The 16611-nt window shown below is 52.5% G+C and carries 16 protein-coding genes; 13 read left to right on the forward strand and 3 right to left on the reverse strand.

Features of this window, described 5'->3' with window-relative positions; all coding sequences use genetic code 11:
• The first annotated feature begins 10 nt into the window (after positions 1-10).
• The 4 genes from HOL66_12300 (at position 11) to HOL66_12315 (ending at position 3528) form a co-directional block, all read left to right on the forward strand.
• Complete coding sequence (locus HOL66_12300) at positions 11-1831, forward strand: aldehyde ferredoxin oxidoreductase family protein (GenBank protein ID MBT5245012.1); 1821 nt, start codon at positions 11-13, stop codon at positions 1829-1831.
• Between the two features lie 13 nt (positions 1832-1844).
• On the forward strand, positions 1845-2087 hold the full coding sequence (locus HOL66_12305) for a MoaD/ThiS family protein (protein MBT5245013.1): 243 nt from the start codon (positions 1845-1847) through the stop codon (positions 2085-2087).
• A gap of 36 nt (positions 2088-2123) precedes the next feature.
• Complete coding sequence (locus HOL66_12310) at positions 2124-3041, forward strand: DMT family transporter (GenBank protein ID MBT5245014.1); 918 nt, start codon at positions 2124-2126, stop codon at positions 3039-3041.
• A 142-nt stretch (positions 3042-3183) separates the two neighbouring features.
• Positions 3184-3528 (forward strand): hypothetical protein, encoded by a 345-nt coding sequence (locus HOL66_12315; GenBank protein ID MBT5245015.1) that lies wholly within the window; start codon positions 3184-3186, stop codon positions 3526-3528.
• On the opposite strand, the gene HOL66_12320 is transcribed toward HOL66_12315, so the two are convergent.
• The 3 genes from HOL66_12320 to HOL66_12330 all read right to left on the reverse strand — a co-directional run bounded on the left by HOL66_12320 (position 3525) and on the right by HOL66_12330 (position 5374).
• The gene (locus HOL66_12320) at positions 3525-3851 is read right to left on the reverse strand and encodes an STAS domain-containing protein (protein MBT5245016.1); all 327 of its coding nucleotides are present in this window, start codon (positions 3849-3851) and stop codon (positions 3525-3527) included. The genes HOL66_12315 and HOL66_12320 overlap by 4 nt on opposite strands.
• A gap of 61 nt (positions 3852-3912) precedes the next feature.
• Complete coding sequence (locus HOL66_12325; GenBank protein ID MBT5245017.1) at positions 3913-4158, reverse strand: hypothetical protein; 246 nt, start codon at positions 4156-4158, stop codon at positions 3913-3915.
• 52 nt (positions 4159-4210) lie between these two features.
• Positions 4211-5374, reverse strand: a complete 1164-nt coding sequence (locus HOL66_12330; GenBank protein MBT5245018.1) for a bifunctional 2-C-methyl-D-erythritol 4-phosphate cytidylyltransferase/2-C-methyl-D-erythritol 2,4-cyclodiphosphate synthase — start codon at positions 5372-5374, stop codon at positions 4211-4213.
• 102 nt (positions 5375-5476) lie between these two features.
• Here HOL66_12330 and ccsA point away from each other — a divergent pair, with 102 nt between their 5' ends.
• The 9 genes from ccsA to HOL66_12375 all read left to right on the forward strand — a co-directional run bounded on the left by ccsA (position 5477) and on the right by HOL66_12375 (position 16597).
• On the forward strand, positions 5477-6295 hold the full coding sequence (ccsA, locus tag HOL66_12335; GenBank protein MBT5245019.1) for a cytochrome c biogenesis protein CcsA: 819 nt from the start codon (positions 5477-5479) through the stop codon (positions 6293-6295).
• Between the two features lie 115 nt (positions 6296-6410).
• Complete coding sequence (gene dusB, locus HOL66_12340; GenBank protein ID MBT5245020.1) at positions 6411-7397, forward strand: tRNA dihydrouridine synthase DusB; 987 nt, start codon at positions 6411-6413, stop codon at positions 7395-7397.
• Between the two features lies 1 nt (position 7398).
• Complete coding sequence (locus tag HOL66_12345) at positions 7399-8520, forward strand: PAS domain-containing protein (GenBank protein MBT5245021.1); 1122 nt, start codon at positions 7399-7401, stop codon at positions 8518-8520.
• Between the two features lies 1 nt (position 8521).
• Entirely contained in the window at positions 8522-9985 is a 1464-nt protein-coding gene (ntrC, locus tag HOL66_12350; GenBank protein MBT5245022.1) for a nitrogen regulation protein NR(I), read from the forward strand.
• On the forward strand, positions 9982-12258 hold the full coding sequence (locus HOL66_12355) for a PAS domain-containing sensor histidine kinase (GenBank protein MBT5245023.1): 2277 nt from the start codon (positions 9982-9984) through the stop codon (positions 12256-12258). The genes ntrC and HOL66_12355 overlap by 4 nt, the downstream gene beginning before the upstream one ends.
• Complete coding sequence (locus HOL66_12360; GenBank protein MBT5245024.1) at positions 12248-13660, forward strand: sigma-54-dependent Fis family transcriptional regulator; 1413 nt, start codon at positions 12248-12250, stop codon at positions 13658-13660. The genes HOL66_12355 and HOL66_12360 overlap by 11 nt, the downstream gene beginning before the upstream one ends.
• A gap of 21 nt (positions 13661-13681) precedes the next feature.
• Positions 13682-15058 (forward strand): Trk system potassium transporter TrkA, encoded by a 1377-nt coding sequence (gene trkA, locus HOL66_12365; GenBank protein MBT5245025.1) that lies wholly within the window; start codon positions 13682-13684, stop codon positions 15056-15058.
• 13 nt (positions 15059-15071) lie between these two features.
• Complete coding sequence (locus HOL66_12370) at positions 15072-15929, forward strand: D-amino-acid transaminase (protein MBT5245026.1); 858 nt, start codon at positions 15072-15074, stop codon at positions 15927-15929.
• On the forward strand, positions 15926-16597 hold the full coding sequence (locus HOL66_12375; GenBank protein ID MBT5245027.1) for an HAD hydrolase-like protein: 672 nt from the start codon (positions 15926-15928) through the stop codon (positions 16595-16597). Before HOL66_12370 ends, HOL66_12375 begins: the two co-directional genes overlap by 4 nt.
• The last annotated feature ends 14 nt before the right edge of the window (positions 16598-16611 follow it).

The raw sequence follows: 16611 nt of genomic DNA on the forward strand, positions 1-16611 counted from the left end.
GAGAAGCCTCATGTCATGGCAAGGTAAAGTTTTGCGCGTCAATTTGACCGCAGGCACCTGTGAAGGTGAAGAATTGAATATGGATTGGGCCTTCGGTTTTCTTGGTCAACGCGGTCTTGGGACCAAATATATGATGGCCGAAAGTGATCCTGCGGCCGACCCGCTTTCCCCGGGAAACAACCTTATTTTCGCCACCGGACCACTGACTGGAACACCGGCCTCAACGGGTGGGCGTTATTCGGTCATTACCAAAGGGGCGCTTGGCGGGGTCATCGCGTGTTCTAATTCAGGTGGCCACTTTGGCGCCGAGTTAAAAAACGCCGGCTGGGATATGGTTATTTTCGAGGGCCGTTCTGAAAAACCCGTCTACCTTTTCATCGATGATGACGAAGCCCAGCTCCTTGATGCATCTGAAATTTGGGGGAAGTCTGTTTGGGAAACTGAACCGGCGATCAAATCCATGCATCAGGACCCGGAAATCAAAATCGCCTCCATCGGCGTCGCCGGTGAGAAGATGGTGCGTTTCGCCTGTGTCGTTAATGACCTTGACCGGGCCGCCGGGCGCTCTGGCGTGGGTGCGGTGATGGGCTCCAAGCAGCTGAAAGCTATTGCTGTGAAGGGAAACAAGGGGATCGGGGTCAAGGATATGGCAGCGTTTCTTGCCGCTGCGGCTGTCTCAAACAAACGCATCGCCGATGATGACGAGGCCAAGGGTTTGACCGAAGACGGTACCATGTCGATGATGAATGTCACCAATTCCTATGGTTCTTTACCAACCCGCAATAATCGCGAATTGCAATTTGACGGTATTGATACGGTCAACCTTCAGGCCATGAAAGCACCCAGAAAAAGCGATGGAAAAACCAATCTGAAAACCAACAAGGCCTGCTTTGCCTGCACAATCGGTTGCGGACGGGTCGCGCAAATGGACCCGGATCATTTTTCTCTTTCCGAACGCAAGAATTTCCCGACCGTGTCGGGCGGCCTTGAATACGAATCCGGCTACTCACTTGGGCCTATGGTCGGCGTCGATGATATTGAGGCTGCGACCTACGCCAATTACGTTTGTAACGAACAGGGCATGGACCCGATTTCATTTGGGGCGACCCTGTCTGCCGCTATGGAACTGTTTGAAACCGGCGCGATTACCCAAAAGGAAACCGGTGGTATCAATCTTAAATTCGGTTCAGCCGAAGCTTTGGTGAAGATGGTTGAACTAACCGGCCGCGGCGAAGGATTTGGCGAAGAACTGGGGATGGGTTCGACCCGCCTGTGTGAAAAATACGGCCATCCGGAATTCTCCATGGCCGTTAAGGGTCAGGAAATTCCCGGTTACGACGGACGCGCTATGCAGGGAATGGGCCTGGCCTACGCCACGTCCAACCGTGGTGCATGCCATCTTAGGGCAAGCACCTACGGCGATGATTTTGAGCACATTCGCCCAGAGGGAAAAGCCAAGGTCGTCGTGGATACCCAAAATGATGCCAGTACAACGGATTCCGCCGGAATTTGTCAGTTTCCAGGTTATAGCATGGAGGAAATATCGGCCTTGCTGTCGGCTGCCTGCGAGGGCGATTGGTCAGAAGAAAACCTTGCTGTCGTTGGCGAGCGCATCTGGAATCTTGAAAAACAGTTCAACCTTGCTGCCGGATTAACCATGGCCGACGACACCTTGCCGGAACGTATGCTCAAGGAACCAGCCCCAAGCGGTGCTGCAAAGGGCCGGGTTTGTGAGTTGGACAAAATGCTGCCCGAATATTACGAATTGCGTGGCTGGGATAAAAAAGGCGAACCGACAAAGAAAACCCTGACCCGGCTATCACTGGACTAAAGCAAGTCCGGAAATGAAAATTCATCTTCATTTCATCGCCCTGCGGATGCCCGAACTGCCAACTGAAGGCAAGGACGAACTTGAACTCAAGGAGGGCGCGAGCCTTTCCGATGCTCTTGATATGCTGGGGGTTAGCGATATCAATTCCTATATGACGCTGGTCAATGAGACGTCAATTCCCGCAACCGAGCGCGCAACAACCGTTCTCGTTGAAGGTGATACCCTGACCCTGTTTTCCCCGATCAAGGGCGGATAGGCAGTGAATTCCCAGAGCGACGGCGAGCGAGCCGTCCTGACCGGCATCCTGCTGATCGTGCTGTCCATGTCGATTGTCCCCCTCATGGATGGTTTGGCCAAGGTGTTGAGTGCCCGCTACCCGGTCGTTGAGATCGTCTGGGCGCGATATTTCTTTCACCTGTTATATCTTCTGCCCATTGTCGTCGTTCGCTTTGGTGCCTCGGCATTAATTCCGCGTCACCCGTTATTGCAAATATTCCGCGGCGGATTGTTGCTGATCTCGACATTTTTATTTTTTGCCGCCATCGCCCAAATGCCAATTGCCGACGCCCTTGCACTGGTTTTTATTTCCCCCCTCATCGTAACGGCCTTGTCGCCGGTGCTCCTGGGTGAACAGGTTGGGTCCAGGCGTTGGGCTGCTGTATGGACGGGTTTTATTGGCGCCCTGATCATCATTCGGCCCGGATTTATATCTATCGATACAGGCACTGTTTTGGCTCTTGCCGCAGGGATTATCTATGCCTTTTATATGATTGCGACCCGAAAACTTTCCGGAACCTCACCACCCCTTGTCACCCTTACTTATACGGCCCTTCTCGGGGCCGTGGTAACAAGTGCCATCGTCCCATTTCAATGGATTATGCCCGGGGCGTTTGATTTTTTGTTGATGGCGGCAATGGGACTTTGCGCGGCGGCTGGTCACTTCCTGCTGATTAAAGCCTTCGAGTATGCGCCGGCATCGGTGTTGGCACCCTTTGGCTATTCGGAAATTGTCATGGCGACCATCATTGGATTTGTCATCTTTGGGGACTTTCCCGATACGTGGACCTGGTTTGGTATTGCCGTCATTATCAGCAGTGGTATTTATGTTTCAATTCGTGAGCGACGCTTCAATAAGTCCACCGCATCTGTTCCCGCCCAGGGACCGTTCCCGGATATAGCAAAAAAGGCCGCCGCCGATGCTGATCAATGAATTGAGAGTTGGCCGCAGAATTCATGGAATTTATATAGGGTCAAAATTTATTCAAACAATTCATTGCACGCTTGTAAGCCACCCTGAAATAGGGAATGCTCTGAAATAACAAAGATTTAAAGATAATAAAGAGGGCTGTTTTATGTCTGAGAATGACGACTATAAAGATCTGTTAAAGCAAAAACATTTCCTTGGCGAGGTTGAGCAAGCCATTCGTTTCGCCAATACCGAGTTGATCCACAAACAGATTCCAATTCTGAACAAGGACACGATCCTTGCTTTCGCCGTTCAGGTTGGAAAATTGCGGGCTAACTATCTGGAAGCAGCCTTCAAGGTTGGCCTCAACGAAAGCGGCAGTGCGCCGGAGGCCGACGTTATCGACGACATTAAAAGAAAGCGTGAATTGTTTGAAGTCGCACGCGATGCTTTTGAAGCCTTGCGTGACGCCATCGAGAAGGGCTACGTCGATATTGATATTGTAGATTAACGCTTAAGAGCGGCTTCAAGAGTCTCTTCTATATCAAAAACCGTTTCCAACCGGGCCAGATTAAAGACCCGCATCACCGAGGGATTGATTGAGGCAATGGTGAAATCCTTGCCTTTTTTACGGGCATTCTGAAACGCTTCGAGCAGACTGGCGATACCGGAACTGTCAATCAGTTCAACCCCCGACAGATCGACGACGATGGAACGACCCTGCGGTGCGCTTTCCATCAATATGGTCCTGACATCTCCCGAAAATTCCAAATCAATATCGCCGCTAAAGGAAATGATGACAGTGTCACTTTCGGTCCAGACTTTATGTTTCATCTTGTTACCTTGATCGGTTCACTATCGAAACAGACAACTGCAAATGCAGTCGAAGCAGGCGTTAATTAACAAGGGCACGACCAGCATCGGTTAATTTACAAATCAGCCAGTCTGGCTTCAAGGGATTGGCAAACCATGGCTCAGCCCAGCCATGTTCAATACAACTTTTGACGGTACGTTCACTGACCTTGCGGCCATTGTTATCAAAAAGCGGGAGTTTTCCAGCGGGTTGATCGCAACCACGCCGAAGCCAGCGTAATTGCTGCTCGGTTGCCTTGCTGTTGGTTGCCTTTGGCTTTTTGGCCATTATTATGCCCCCTGATCATTATCAGACATTATGCTACGGCACTTCTACACAATCAGGCAAGGCAGGGGGTTTTCACGGTGGCTACCGCCTGTGCGGCAATACCTTCCTTACGGCCGGTAAATCCCAGTTGTTCTGTCGTCGTCGCCTTGATGGAAATGCGCTGTTGTTGAATGCCGAGCACAGTGGCGGTGGCTTCGCGCATGGCCTTCCGATGGGGGCCGATTTTCGGGTCTTCGCAAATAATGGTGATATCCACATTGACGATTTCGCCACCACCCATGTTGATCAAATCATGGGCATGGGCAAGAAATAAATCCGAAGATGCATCCTTCCACCGGGTATCGCCGGGTGGGAAATGACTGCCGATATCTTCTGCGCCAATGGCCCCAAGCAGGGCATCGGTCAGGGCATGAAAGGCGACATCGGCATCGGAATGCCCGTCCAGGGCGAAGCTGTGGGGGATGTTGACACCGCACAAAGTGACCTGATCACCTTTACAAAAACGGTGGACATCGAAGCCTGTGCCCGTTCGATATTCCATATCCGTCAGATTTTGCTCAGCCAATTTCAAGTCATCCATTGTTGTTATTTTAACGTTTTCTGCGTTGCCCAAAACAAGTTCGACAGCCAGGCCGGCATTTTCGGCAACCGCTGCGTCGTCGGTCATTGAATCCGGTTCGCAATTTTTGTGGGCTTCAAAAATATCGACAAAATGAAAACCTTGTGGTGTCTGGGCTCGCCAAAGACCTGCTCTGTCGAGGGTTGTTTTAACAAACCCGTCATCGCTGCTTTTTAGCGTGTCATGGACGGGCAGGGCAGCGATGGCTCCTTTTGAGTTCCCTAATGCGTCAATCACCCGATCGATAATGTCGCTGGAGACAAATGGCCTGGCCGCATCGTGAATGAGCACAAGCTCGGGGGCCATGGCTGTTAAACTTTCCAGTCCAAGACAAACCGATTGCTGGCGGCTAGGTCCGCCAAATACTGGCTCCAGCAAATCGGGTAAATCCCCGCAGGCAAGGGCGGCGTCATATAAATCCCTGTCATCCGGGTGAATGACAGCGCGCACAGCCGTAATTTGCGGATGCCCGGTAAAGGCGTTCAGGGTGCGCCAGATCACCGGATATCCGCCAACAGAGCTATATTGTTTGGGCACTTCACTGCCGAAACGATGGCCGCGACCCGCACCAACCACAAGGGCGATACAACCGCTCATATCAATCCCGCAACAAATAGCATAAAATTTCTGTCCAAAGGGGTCACCGAAGTGCTCTAATTTGCACACGTGTTACTACATTATAAAGGTAAAATTCCAGCCATGATGGAAGAATTTCTGTTTAGCCTGTCCGCCTTTGCGGCCCTGTTGCCTTCCGCCTTTGTCGCCCTGAAGCGACGTCAGGCCGGGCGTGGTGATGAGGGCAGGGACGCTACCTTCTGGCTGACACTGGCCGTCGCCGTTGCAGGGCCCCTTGTTTGGGTCATCGTCAAGATGTCCGGTGCCTGGCAAACCGGCTTGTCGACGACATTATGGGTAACCATTGCCGCCTCGATGATGATCTTTGCCGTCCTTACCGTCCTCAATGACAAGGCCTGGCGACTGACGCCACTGCTTATCCCGTATATGGCTGTGCTGGCTGTTTTCGCTATTGTCTGGCAGCAGGCGCCTGTCGCCCGACCGCTGATGGACAAGCCGGGTGGCTGGATTGAAGCGCATATCCTGGTTTCCGTCGCCACTTACGCCCTGGTCACCATTGCTGCGGTCGCTGCATTGGCCGCCTTTCTTCAGGAGCGCGCACTGAAAACCAAACATCCAACACCCCTGACCCGCATGTTGCCATCCGTCGCCGAAAGTGAAAGCCTTTTGGTGCGTTTGTTGATTGTCGGCGAAGTGGTGCTGGGGCTGGGACTGGTCACCGGAATGGCGACCCAGTATCAGGAAACCGGTCACTTTTTAACCTGGGACCACAAAGCGATCCTGTCGTTGACGTCTTTCGCTGTTATCGGCGTTTTGCTTGCTGCTCATTTCATCAGTGGAGTCCGGGGACGTCGGGTGACCCGTATCGTGCTGCTTGCTTACCTTCTACTGACGTTGGGGTATCCGGGTGTCAAATTTGTCACCGATGTATTGATCGGCTGATTTTTTTCCCTTCAAACCCTATTTTCGTTGCTTTTTTGCCACATATGCACAATAAACAGGCATCTTATTTGGGTGTTTGGCCACTGTGCCATTAAAAGAGTAAAAAGTCCGCAAAATGAGCATCTCTATCGGTAACGTCATCATCGATGATCCGGTTATTCTGGCCCCTATGTCCGGGGTCAGTGATTTGCCGTTTCGCCGCCAGGTCAAACGTTGTGGCGCCGGGTTGGTGGTGTCAGAAATGATTGCCAGCAAGGCGATGGTTCGAGCCGCCAGAAAAACCCTTAAAATGTCGACCTCATGCAGTGATGAATTGCCGATGGCTGTTCAGTTGGCAGGTTGTGAGCCCGAGATTGTCGCCGAGGCGGCGAAACTGAATCAGGACCGGGGCGCCGCTATCATCGATATCAACATGGGCTGCCCGGTCAAGAAGGTGGTTAAGGGAGAAGCCGGTTCGGCATTAATGCGTGACGAGGTTCTGGCCGGGAAAATTCTCGAGACCGTGGTCAAAGCGGTCGATATTCCAGTCACCCTGAAGATGCGAACCGGCTGGGACACAGACAGTCGAAACGCACCGAAACTGGCAAAAATCGCCGAAGACTGCGGTATCAAGGCGGTCACCGTCCATGGACGCACCCGCAACCAGTTTTACAAGGGTAAAGCCGATTGGCCGTTTATCGCCAAGGTTAAGGAAGCCGTATCAATCCCTGTTATCGGTAATGGCGACGTCACCACCCTGAACGATGCCAAAACCCTGTTAGAGCAGTCAGGCGCTGATGGCGTCATGATTGGCCGGGGCACTTATGGTCGGCCGTGGTTTCCGGGGCAGGTTATTCATTTCCTGAAAACCGGCGAGGAACTTGCCGACCCCTGTCTTGAGAACCAACTTGCCATCCTGCTGGATCATTACACCGAAATCCTCTCCCATTACGGCAGTTATGCGGGCATTCGCATCGCCCGCAAGCATATTGGCTGGTATTCAAAAGGCTTGCCGGGATCGGCAGATTTCCGCGCTCTGGTCATGGCGGGAACAGATGAAAACCGGGTGATTGATATGATCAAACAGTTTTACCTGCCATTGATTGATTTGAAGGCGGCGTAAAATGGGCAAAACGGCTTCACTGGTGGCTGCATCTGGTGAACCCGGCCAGCCCGATTTTGAAACCATCCTTAATGCCCTGGCATCAAGCATCGCCATCATCGACATCGATAACACGATCAGCTACGTCAACAATGCCAGTGAGCAGTTCTTTCAAGGCAGCGCGTCACATCTGGTGGGGCTGCCTATTGACACCCTGATCCCCGCAGACAGCCCAATTCTCAGCCTTTTGCAACAGGTCAGAAGCAGTGGCACAGCGGTTTCCGAATACGGGTTGCCCCTTGAAACGCCACGCATTGGCAAACGCTTGGTTAACATTCACGCCAGTTTAATGCCGGAAAACACGACATCGGTTGTTCTGGCCATACAGGAACGCTCCATAGCGGATACCATTGATCGCCATCTTACCCATCGGGGGGCCGCCCGTTCGGTATCTGCAATGGCGGCGATGTTGGCTCACGAGGTTAAAAATCCGCTTTCGGGCATCCGGGGTGCAGCACAGTTGCTGGAATCAAATGTCATGGAAGCTGACAAGGAACTTGCCCGCCTGATACGCGACGAAGCTGATCGGATCGTCGCCCTGGTTGATCGCATGGATATCTTCACAGATGGCGTTCCCCTTGATTATCAAGCAGTGAATATTCATCAGGTTCTCGATCGGGTACGAAAACTGGGCGAAAGCGGTTTTGCACAACATGTCCGCTTTGTTGAAAACTACGACCCGTCACTGCCAGCGGTTTTAGGCAACAGGGATCAATTGGTGCAGGTCTTCCTGAATTTAATCAAGAACGCAGCGGAAGCGACAACTCAGAACGGTGGCGAAATTGTCCTGACAACGGCCTACCAGCATGGTTTCCGGTTTGCCGTACCGGGCAGCAATTCCAGGGTCCATCTTCCGCTGATGGTCAGCGTTCAGGATAACGGTGAGGGAATACCGGAAGAAAATCGCAGATATCTGTTCGATCCCTTTGTCACCACCAAACCCAAGGGTTCCGGGCTTGGCTTGGCGCTGGTTGCTAAAATTATCGACGATCACGGCGGTATTGTTGAACTCGACAGCCATCCTTCGCGAACGGTTTTCAGGGTGATGCTGCCGACCGATACGTCGCAAACAGGTGAAGGTTAAGATGACAGGCCAAACGATCCTTGTCGCAGATGATGATGCGGCAATCCGCACGGTTCTGATCCAGGCCTTTGGCCGGGCCGGGTATGAAGTGCGGGCGGCTGGAAATGCTGCAACTTTATGGCGCTGGGTTAGTGATGGCGATGGTGATCTTGTTATCACTGATGTCGTCATGCCTGATGAGAATGGCCTCGATCTCATCCCGCGCATTCGTAAAATTCGCCCGGAACTTAAAATCATCGTCATGAGCGCCCAAAACACCATGTTGACGGCCCTAAAAGCGACCGAACGCGGTGCCTTTGAATATCTTCCAAAACCATTTGATTTGAATGTGTTGCTGTCGGTTGTTAAGCAAGCACTTGAAGAACCAAAAGAACGTCTCGATGAATTCCCCAGCGAAGCTAAAGCTGATTCCCCGGGTGAGAGTGATGGCGAAAGCATTCCCCTGATTGGCCGCTCGCCGGCCATGCAGGAAATATATCGCACGCTGGCACGACTGATGGGGACAGACTTGTCCGTATTGATTACAGGTGAATCAGGTACCGGCAAGGAATTGGTTGCCCGTGCTTTGCATGACTACGGCAAGAGGCGGCTCAGCCCCTTTGTCGCCATTAACATGGCGGCGATCCCGCGTGACCTTATTGAGAGTGAACTTTTCGGTCATGAAAAGGGCGCTTTTACCGGTGCTGTCCAACGGGGAAGCGGCCGTTTTGAACAGGCCGAAGGGGGAACCTTGTTTCTGGACGAGATTGGTGACATGCCGCCCGAAGCACAAACACGTTTGCTCCGGGTTTTGCAAGAAGGTGAATACACCACCGTTGGCGGACGCACCCCCATTCGCACCAACGTGCGTATTATCGCCGCCACCCACCATGATCTTAAACTGTTGATAAGACAGGGTTTATTTCGAGAGGATTTGTACTTCCGTTTAAATGTCGTCCCGATCAGACTGCCGGCATTGCGGGCCCGTACAGAAGATATAGCTGAGCTGGTCCAGCACTTTTTAAACCTGACAGCGGCGGAAGGATTGCCCCGTAAAGTTATCGATCCTCAAGCCATGGAACGGCTTAAATCTTATCGCTGGCCGGGAAATGTGCGGGAGCTGGAAAATATGGTCCAGCGTCTGGGCGCCTTGTATTCCCAGGAAGTCATCGGCATTGATGTGATCGAGGCCGAACTGGCCGATACATCGTCGCTGACTTCTGACTACACAGAAGGGACCGATGGCCTGTCGGGTACCGTCGAGCAACAATTGAATACCTATTTTTCAGCCCATGGCAGCAGTCTGCCTGCTGCAGGACTCTATGACCGGGTGCTCAGGGAAGTTGAACGCCCCTTGATTACCCTTACCTTGCAAGCAACCCGTGGTAATCAGGTGAAGGCCGCTGATGTCCTTGGTTTGAACCGGAATACATTACGAAAGAAGATCCGTGAACTCGATATAGCGGTCGTCAGAGGGGCCAAATGACGAGCCAGACAAAATCCAGTGACAGCTTGATCATAAAAACCAGATTGCTGTGGCGACGTCTGGGAATGAGCCGCAAGCTGGCTATTGCCCTGGTCGCAATGGCGGTCGCTTCGGGGTTGGCAACCGTCGCCACCATGACTGGTTGGCAGGACACCCCCGACCCTGATCCGCAAATTGTTCTGGCGCTGCTCTATACCGACGCTGTCTTGTTGCTGTTGTTGGGTGTTGTTGTCGCCCGGCGGTTGGTGTCGATCTGGGCTGAACGGCGGCGCGGGCAGGCAGGATCCGGTTTGCACACGCGGCTGGTGTTGATGTTTGGCCTGGTTGCTGCGGCCCCGGCCATCCTGGTTGCCATTTTTTCAGTGGTGTTTCTGAATTTTGGTATTCAGACATGGTTCAGCGACAAGATTAAAACCGCCCTTGAGGCATCCCATGCGGTTGGTATTTCGTATCTGCATGAACATCAGCAAAACATTCGCGCCGATGTCTTGGCGACCGCCAATGATTTGAACAACGAAGCGGCTGCGCTGATGCGTAACCGACGCCAGTTCAACAATTACCTGACCCGTCAGGCAGAAATTCGTGGTTTTCAGGAGGCCCTGGTGATTGACGGAAATGGCCGCATTCTCGCAAGGTCCATGTTTAGTCAATCGCTGGAGTTTGACCTGATGCCCAAGGAGGCCATGAACCAGGCCTCCAGGGGGCGCATCGTCGTTCTTAATATCAAGGAAGACAGGGTTCGCGCCATCGTCAAACTAGACGGCTTCGTCGATGCATATTTTCTGGCAGGACGTTTTGTTGACCCGCAAGTTCTCGAATATATTGAAAACACCGCTGGCGCCGTCGATAAATACAAAAGCCTGGAAAAAAATCAGGAAGGCATTCAAATCACCTTCGTGATGATTTTCGGCGTCGTTGCGTTGTTGTTGCTGATGGTCGCCGTCTGGGTTGGCTTAACCCTTGCCGGAAAGATGTCGCGGCCTATTTCCCGCCTTATTTCTGCCTCCGAGCGGGTCTCGGACGGTGAATTGGGGGCCCGCGTCGAGGAAACTGCCGGTACCGATGAAATCAGTTCGCTGGGTCGGGCATTCAATAAAATGACATCGCAGTTGCAGACACAGCAGCGAGGCCTGATTGAAGCCAACCGCCAGCTTGATGAAAGAATGCGCTTCACCGAAACTGTTCTCAGTGGCGTATCTGCCGGGGTTATTGGCCTGGATAATGAAGGACGTATTCATCTGCCTAACCGAATTGCATCGGAATTGCTGGGATACAAACTTGAAAATGTTATCGGGCAGCCTTTGGCGACTGTTATTCCGGAATTTAACGAGCTTTTGGAAAAAAGCATCAAGCGTCCCGACAGGCTTTTCTCTGATGAAATCAAAATTGAAAGGGAAGGGCACGTCATCACCCTGCTGGTCAATATCGCGGGTGAAAAGCTGGGTGACGAAACCCTTGGCTACGTCGTTACTTTCGATGATGTGACGGAATTGTTATCGGCCCAACGCAAGGCTGCCTGGGCAGATGTCGCAAGGCGCATCGCCCACGAAATCAAGAACCCGCTCACGCCAATCCAGCTTTCGGCTGAACGCTTGCAGCGCAAATACCTGAAGCAAATTGATACAGACCCGGAAACTTTTTCCAGCTGTACCGAAACAATCATTCGCCAGGTTGAGGAAATTGGTCGCATGGTTGATGAGTTTTCTTCCTTTGCCCGAATGCCCCAAGCGACCTTGAGGGAGGAAAATTTATCCGATATTTGCCGTCAGGCCGTCTCGTTGGAGCGCCACCGTCATCCGGAAATTGATTACCAACTGGAAGTCCCCGAAGGCCCGGTAAGTTTACGCTGCGACAGCAGTCAAATCGGTCAGGCCCTGACCAATTTGTTAAAGAACGCAGCAGAGTCCGTGTCCTCTCGCTTTAATTGCGATACCCGGGACGGGGAAATACGCTGCTCCATAGCCGAAATAACCCACAACAAGGATGATGAAACCCTTGCCGTCATCATTAATGATAACGGGATGGGATTGCCCAAATCCGAACGTCAAAAACTGACTGAACCATATGTTACAAGTCGTGAAGGCGGAACCGGACTTGGTCTTGCCATTGTAAAAAAGATTATGGAAGACCACAGCGGGGAAATTCTGCTTGCTGATAGCAAGGATGGCGGGGCGATGATTACATTGTTATTCCATCAGTCCGAAGAGGCCGAAGATGAAAATGATGTTGATCCAATGAAGAGTGCAACCGGGGTTATGACCAATGTCTCTTGAAATCATGATCGTTGATGACGAAGCGGATATTCGGGAATTAACCGCCGGTATTCTGGAAGATGAGGGCTACCTGACCCGAAAGGCCGCCAGCAGTGACGAAGCGCTTGCCGCCATCGCCACCCGCAGGCCAAGCCTGGTGCTTCTGGATATCTGGCTGCAGGGCAGTGCCCTCGATGGCATTGAAATTCTTTCCCACATCCAAGCTGAATATCCGGGCCTGCCGGTGGTTATGATGAGCGGTCACGGCAATATCGAAACGGCGGTTACGGCGATCAATCTTGGGGCTTATGACTTCATCGAAAAACCGTTTAATTCTGACAGACTCCTGTTGATTACGGCGCGCGCCCTTGAAGCATCACGCCTGCGTCGGGAAAACGAGGAACTGCGACAAAGGGCAGGGACCGAAAACGAACTGATTGGCAAATCCACTGCCATAAACCAGGTCCGCCAGGCCCTCGACAGAGTAGCCCCGGCCAATTCAAGAGTTTTGATTTCCGGGCCAGCGGGCTCGGGCAAAGAAGTCGCGGCCCGTCTGCTTCATAAAATGTCCGGTCGTTCGGGTGGACCCTTTGTCGTCCTCAATTGCGCCTCCATGGCCCCGGAAAAGGTTGAAATGGAATTATTCGGGCTTGAGGCGTCAGATGACGATACGGCCGCCCGCAAGACAGGTACGTTTGAAGCCGCCCACAACGGAACCTTGTTGCTCGATGAAGTCGGCGATATGCCCCTTGAAACGCAAGGCAAAATCGTGCGTGTCCTGCAGGAACAAATTTTTGAACGCATCGGCGGCACGACAAAGGTAGAGGTGGATGTCCGTGTCGTCGCCTCGACAAGCCGTGACCTGAGTGAGGAAATGGCAAGCGGCAACTTCCGTGAAGACCTGTTTTATCGATTGAGTGTCGTTCCCATTGAACTGCCACCCTTGAGCGCCCGCATAGACGATATAGCCCCGCTGGCAGAACACTTTATTGCCCGTGCAGCAGGGAATTCAGGACGTTCACCCAGAACTCTGGCCCTGGACGCCATCGCCGCCTTGCAGGCCTATTCGTGGCCCGGAAATGTCAGGGAACTTAAGAATATTATCGAGCGACTGCTGATCATGGCCCCCGAAAATGATGAAGAAGCCATGGGAATGGATATTCTTCCGCCAGAAATCAGTGGCAGGAATTCTGAAATCACTAGTGAAACCGTTGAAAGTATCAATGGAATCATGGGCCTACCTTTGCGAAAGGCGCGTGAGGCTTTTGAAAGAGAATACCTGAATTCACAAGTCAGCCGTTTTGGCGGCAATATTTCGCGGACAGCCACTTTTGTCGGAATGGAGCGCTCGGCCTTGCATCGAAAATTAAAAACACTAGGTATTGATACCGCTGGCAGAACCGGTCAGGCTTCTGATGGATAGCCGGGAAGGGAATCTTATACGATGAAAGTCATAGTTTGCGGCGCGGGCCAGGTTGGTTCCAGTATCGCTCGCCAGTTATCTATGGAAAACAACGATGTCACCATCGTTGATCAATCCTCAAAGCTGGTTTCGCAAATTACCGATACCCTTGATGTTCAGGGTGTTGTTGGGCATGCCTCGCGCCCGGATGTTCTGGAAAGCGCCGGCGCGGAAGATGCCGACATGATCATCGCCGTCACCTACGCCGATGAAGTCAATATGGTTGCCTGTCAGGTTGCCCATTCCCTGTTTGATGTACCAACCAAGATCGCCCGGGTACGCCACCAAAGTTACCTGATGCCGATTTGGGCCAATCTGTTTTCCCGTGATCACATGCCCATCGACGTCATCATTTCACCGGAAATTGAAGTCGCCCACGCCGTCACCCGCCGTTTGCAGGTTCCTGGCGCTTTTGAAATGATCCCCATGTGCGACGATAAGGTACGGCTGCTTGGTGTTCGCTGTAACGATGATTGCCCGCTTGTTCATACGCCGCTTCGCCAATTGACCCAGCTATTCCCCGACCTGAATATCGTCATTGTCGGCCTGATGCGTGAAAACGCACCCATTGTGCCAACCGGTGATGACCAGATGCTGCCCGGTGACGAGGTCTATTTTGTCGTCGATACGGAACATTTGCCACGCGCCATGGCCGCCTTTGGCCATGAAGAATCAGAAGCCCGTCGATTACTGATTTTCGGGGCCGGAAACATAGGCCTGTTTCTTGCCCAGCAACTGGAAAGGGAATTCCCCTGGGTCAGGGCGAAATTGATTGAGAGCGACCTGAGCAGAGCTGAAGCCGTTGCAGGACAGTTGGAAAAGACTGTCGTTCTGCACGGTGATGTGCTGGACCCTGAAATCCTTGAAGAAGCCAACGCCGGAGCCGCCGAAACGGTGGTTTCGGTCACCAACGATGATGAAACCAATATTCTGGCCTCTCTGCTGGCCAAGCGTCACGGTGCCAAACGCGCCATCACCTTGATCAATAAAATTTCCTATGAACCCCTGGTAGCGCCATTAGGTATTGATGTGGTGGTCAGCCCGCGCAACATTACGGTCTCGACGATCCTGCAACAGGTCAGGCGCGGGCGCATTCATTCCGTTCATACTCTGCGCGAGGGTTTCGGTGAGTTAATTGAGGCCGAAGCACTGGAAACATCGCCCCTGGTCAATACGGCCCTTAAGGATGTCAATCTTCCGGCCGGAGTTCTGCTCGGTGCTATTGTTCGTGATACGGAAATCATAACGCCGCGTGGCAATACGGTTGTTCAGGTCGGCGACCGTGTGGTTTTGTTTGCGGCACCTGATCAGGTTCGCAATGTTGAAAAAATGTTTTCTGTCCAACTTGAATTTTTCTAAAGGTAGCAAATCCATGTCACGCATCGCTTACGTTAACGGACAGTACGTCCCGCACCTTTCCGCCGCTGTCCATATCGAGGATCGTGGCTATCAGTTTTCCGACGGTGTCTACGAAGTCATTGCCATCCATCATGGCAAACTAATTGATATGGACGGCCATATGGAACGCTTGACCCGGTCTTTAAGCGAGCTTGAAATCGCCTGGCCGGTTGGTCCGCGCTCCCTTGATATGATTATCCGTCAGGTCATCAGGCGAAACCGCATTCGTGACGGCATTGTCTATTTGCAAATTACCCGCGGCGTCGCCCCGCGCAATCACGCTTATCCGGCCCACCATGACAGCGCCCTTGTTGTTACGGCCAAGCGCTTTCCGCCCTTTGATTTTGACGCCGCCAACAAAGGGGTTGATGTCATCACGACACCTGAAATTCGCTGGCAGCGCCGCGATATCAAAACCGTATCCCTGCTTGGCAATTGCATGGCCAAGGAGAAAGCGGCCCGCGCCGGTGCCTATGAAGCCTGGTTTGTCGAGGACGACGGCATGGTCACCGAAGGAACAGCTTCCAATGCCTGGATCGTCACAGCGGAAGGTAAATTGGTCACCCGAAACACCAGCAATTCGATCCTTAACGGTATCACCCGCCTGTCGGTCCTGAAAATCGCGGGGGAGTATGGCGTTGAATTTGTTGAACGTGCTTTCTCGCTTGAAGAAGCCAAGTCAGCGAAGGAAGCCTTTGTCAGTTCGACCACCTCATTCGTTAAACCGGTCCTTCACATTGATGGCGACCCGGTTGGTGATGGAAAAGTCGGCGCGCTTTCGGCAAAACTGCTGGCCTATTACGGTGAGCACATGAAGGCGCAGGCAGCGTGAGCCCAGTCGTCGTAAGCGCTTTACAAAAACCCGAAGCCATCCTTTTTGACTGGGACAACACCCTGGTCGATAGCTGGGCGATTATTTTCGATGCCCTGAACTTCACCTTGAATGCTTTCGATAAAGAACCCTGGACCATGTCCCAGGTCCGCGAACGGGTTCGTAAATCCTTGCGTGACAGCTTCCCGACCTTGTTCGGTGATGATTGGGAAAAAGCCGCGGACGTCTTCTACGCCCGCTTTGATGATATTCACCTGACGATGATCAGTCCTTTTGACGGGGCGGCCGAGATGCTTGCTGACTTGTCGGGACGTGGCATTTACCTAGGCGTTGTCAGCAACAAGCGCGGCGCATACCTGCGTAAAGAAGCCAGTCATTTGGGCTGGGACAGGCATTTTGCTAAATTGGTCGGGGCCACAGATGCCAGCAATGACAAACCGGCAACGGACCCGGTCGAACTGGCTTTGTCGGGCACACCCCACAAACGTGGTGGCCAGGTATGGTTTGTCGGCGACGCGGACATTGACATGGAATGCGCCTTCAATGCTGAACTGGCGCCGGTTTTATTACGCCGGGAAGCTCCCGAGCCTCAGGAATTTAACGATTTTCAACCGCTCTGCCACCTTGAGAACTGTCTGGCACTTTCCAAATTGGTCGAAAATATGTAATATTATGATGCATC

This window comes from Rhodospirillaceae bacterium, from assembly GCA_018662005.1.
In the GTDB taxonomy this organism is placed as follows: domain Bacteria; phylum Pseudomonadota; class Alphaproteobacteria; order Rhodospirillales; family JABHCV01; genus JACNJU01.

Coding starts and splice junctions, on each gene's coding strand:
- HOL66_12300 (MBT5245012.1), top strand. CDS start 11: ATGTCATGGCAAGGTAAAGTTTTGCGCGTCAATTTGACCGCAGGCACC.
- HOL66_12305 (MBT5245013.1), top strand. CDS start 1,845: ATGAAAATTCATCTTCATTTCATCGCCCTGCGGATGCCCGAACTGCCA.
- HOL66_12315 (MBT5245015.1), top strand. CDS start 3,184: ATGTCTGAGAATGACGACTATAAAGATCTGTTAAAGCAAAAACATTTC.
- HOL66_12320 (MBT5245016.1), bottom strand. CDS start 3,851: ATGAAACATAAAGTCTGGACCGAAAGTGACACTGTCATCATTTCCTTT.
- HOL66_12325 (MBT5245017.1), bottom strand. CDS start 4,158: ATGGCCAAAAAGCCAAAGGCAACCAACAGCAAGGCAACCGAGCAGCAA.
- HOL66_12330 (MBT5245018.1), bottom strand. CDS start 5,374: ATGAGCGGTTGTATCGCCCTTGTGGTTGGTGCGGGTCGCGGCCATCGT.
- ccsA (MBT5245019.1), top strand. CDS start 5,477: ATGATGGAAGAATTTCTGTTTAGCCTGTCCGCCTTTGCGGCCCTGTTG.
- dusB (MBT5245020.1), top strand. CDS start 6,411: ATGAGCATCTCTATCGGTAACGTCATCATCGATGATCCGGTTATTCTG.
- HOL66_12345 (MBT5245021.1), top strand. CDS start 7,399: ATGGGCAAAACGGCTTCACTGGTGGCTGCATCTGGTGAACCCGGCCAG.
- ntrC (MBT5245022.1), top strand. CDS start 8,522: ATGACAGGCCAAACGATCCTTGTCGCAGATGATGATGCGGCAATCCGC.
- HOL66_12355 (MBT5245023.1), top strand. CDS start 9,982: ATGACGAGCCAGACAAAATCCAGTGACAGCTTGATCATAAAAACCAGA.
- HOL66_12360 (MBT5245024.1), top strand. CDS start 12,248: ATGTCTCTTGAAATCATGATCGTTGATGACGAAGCGGATATTCGGGAA.
- trkA (MBT5245025.1), top strand. CDS start 13,682: ATGAAAGTCATAGTTTGCGGCGCGGGCCAGGTTGGTTCCAGTATCGCT.
- HOL66_12370 (MBT5245026.1), top strand. CDS start 15,072: ATGTCACGCATCGCTTACGTTAACGGACAGTACGTCCCGCACCTTTCC.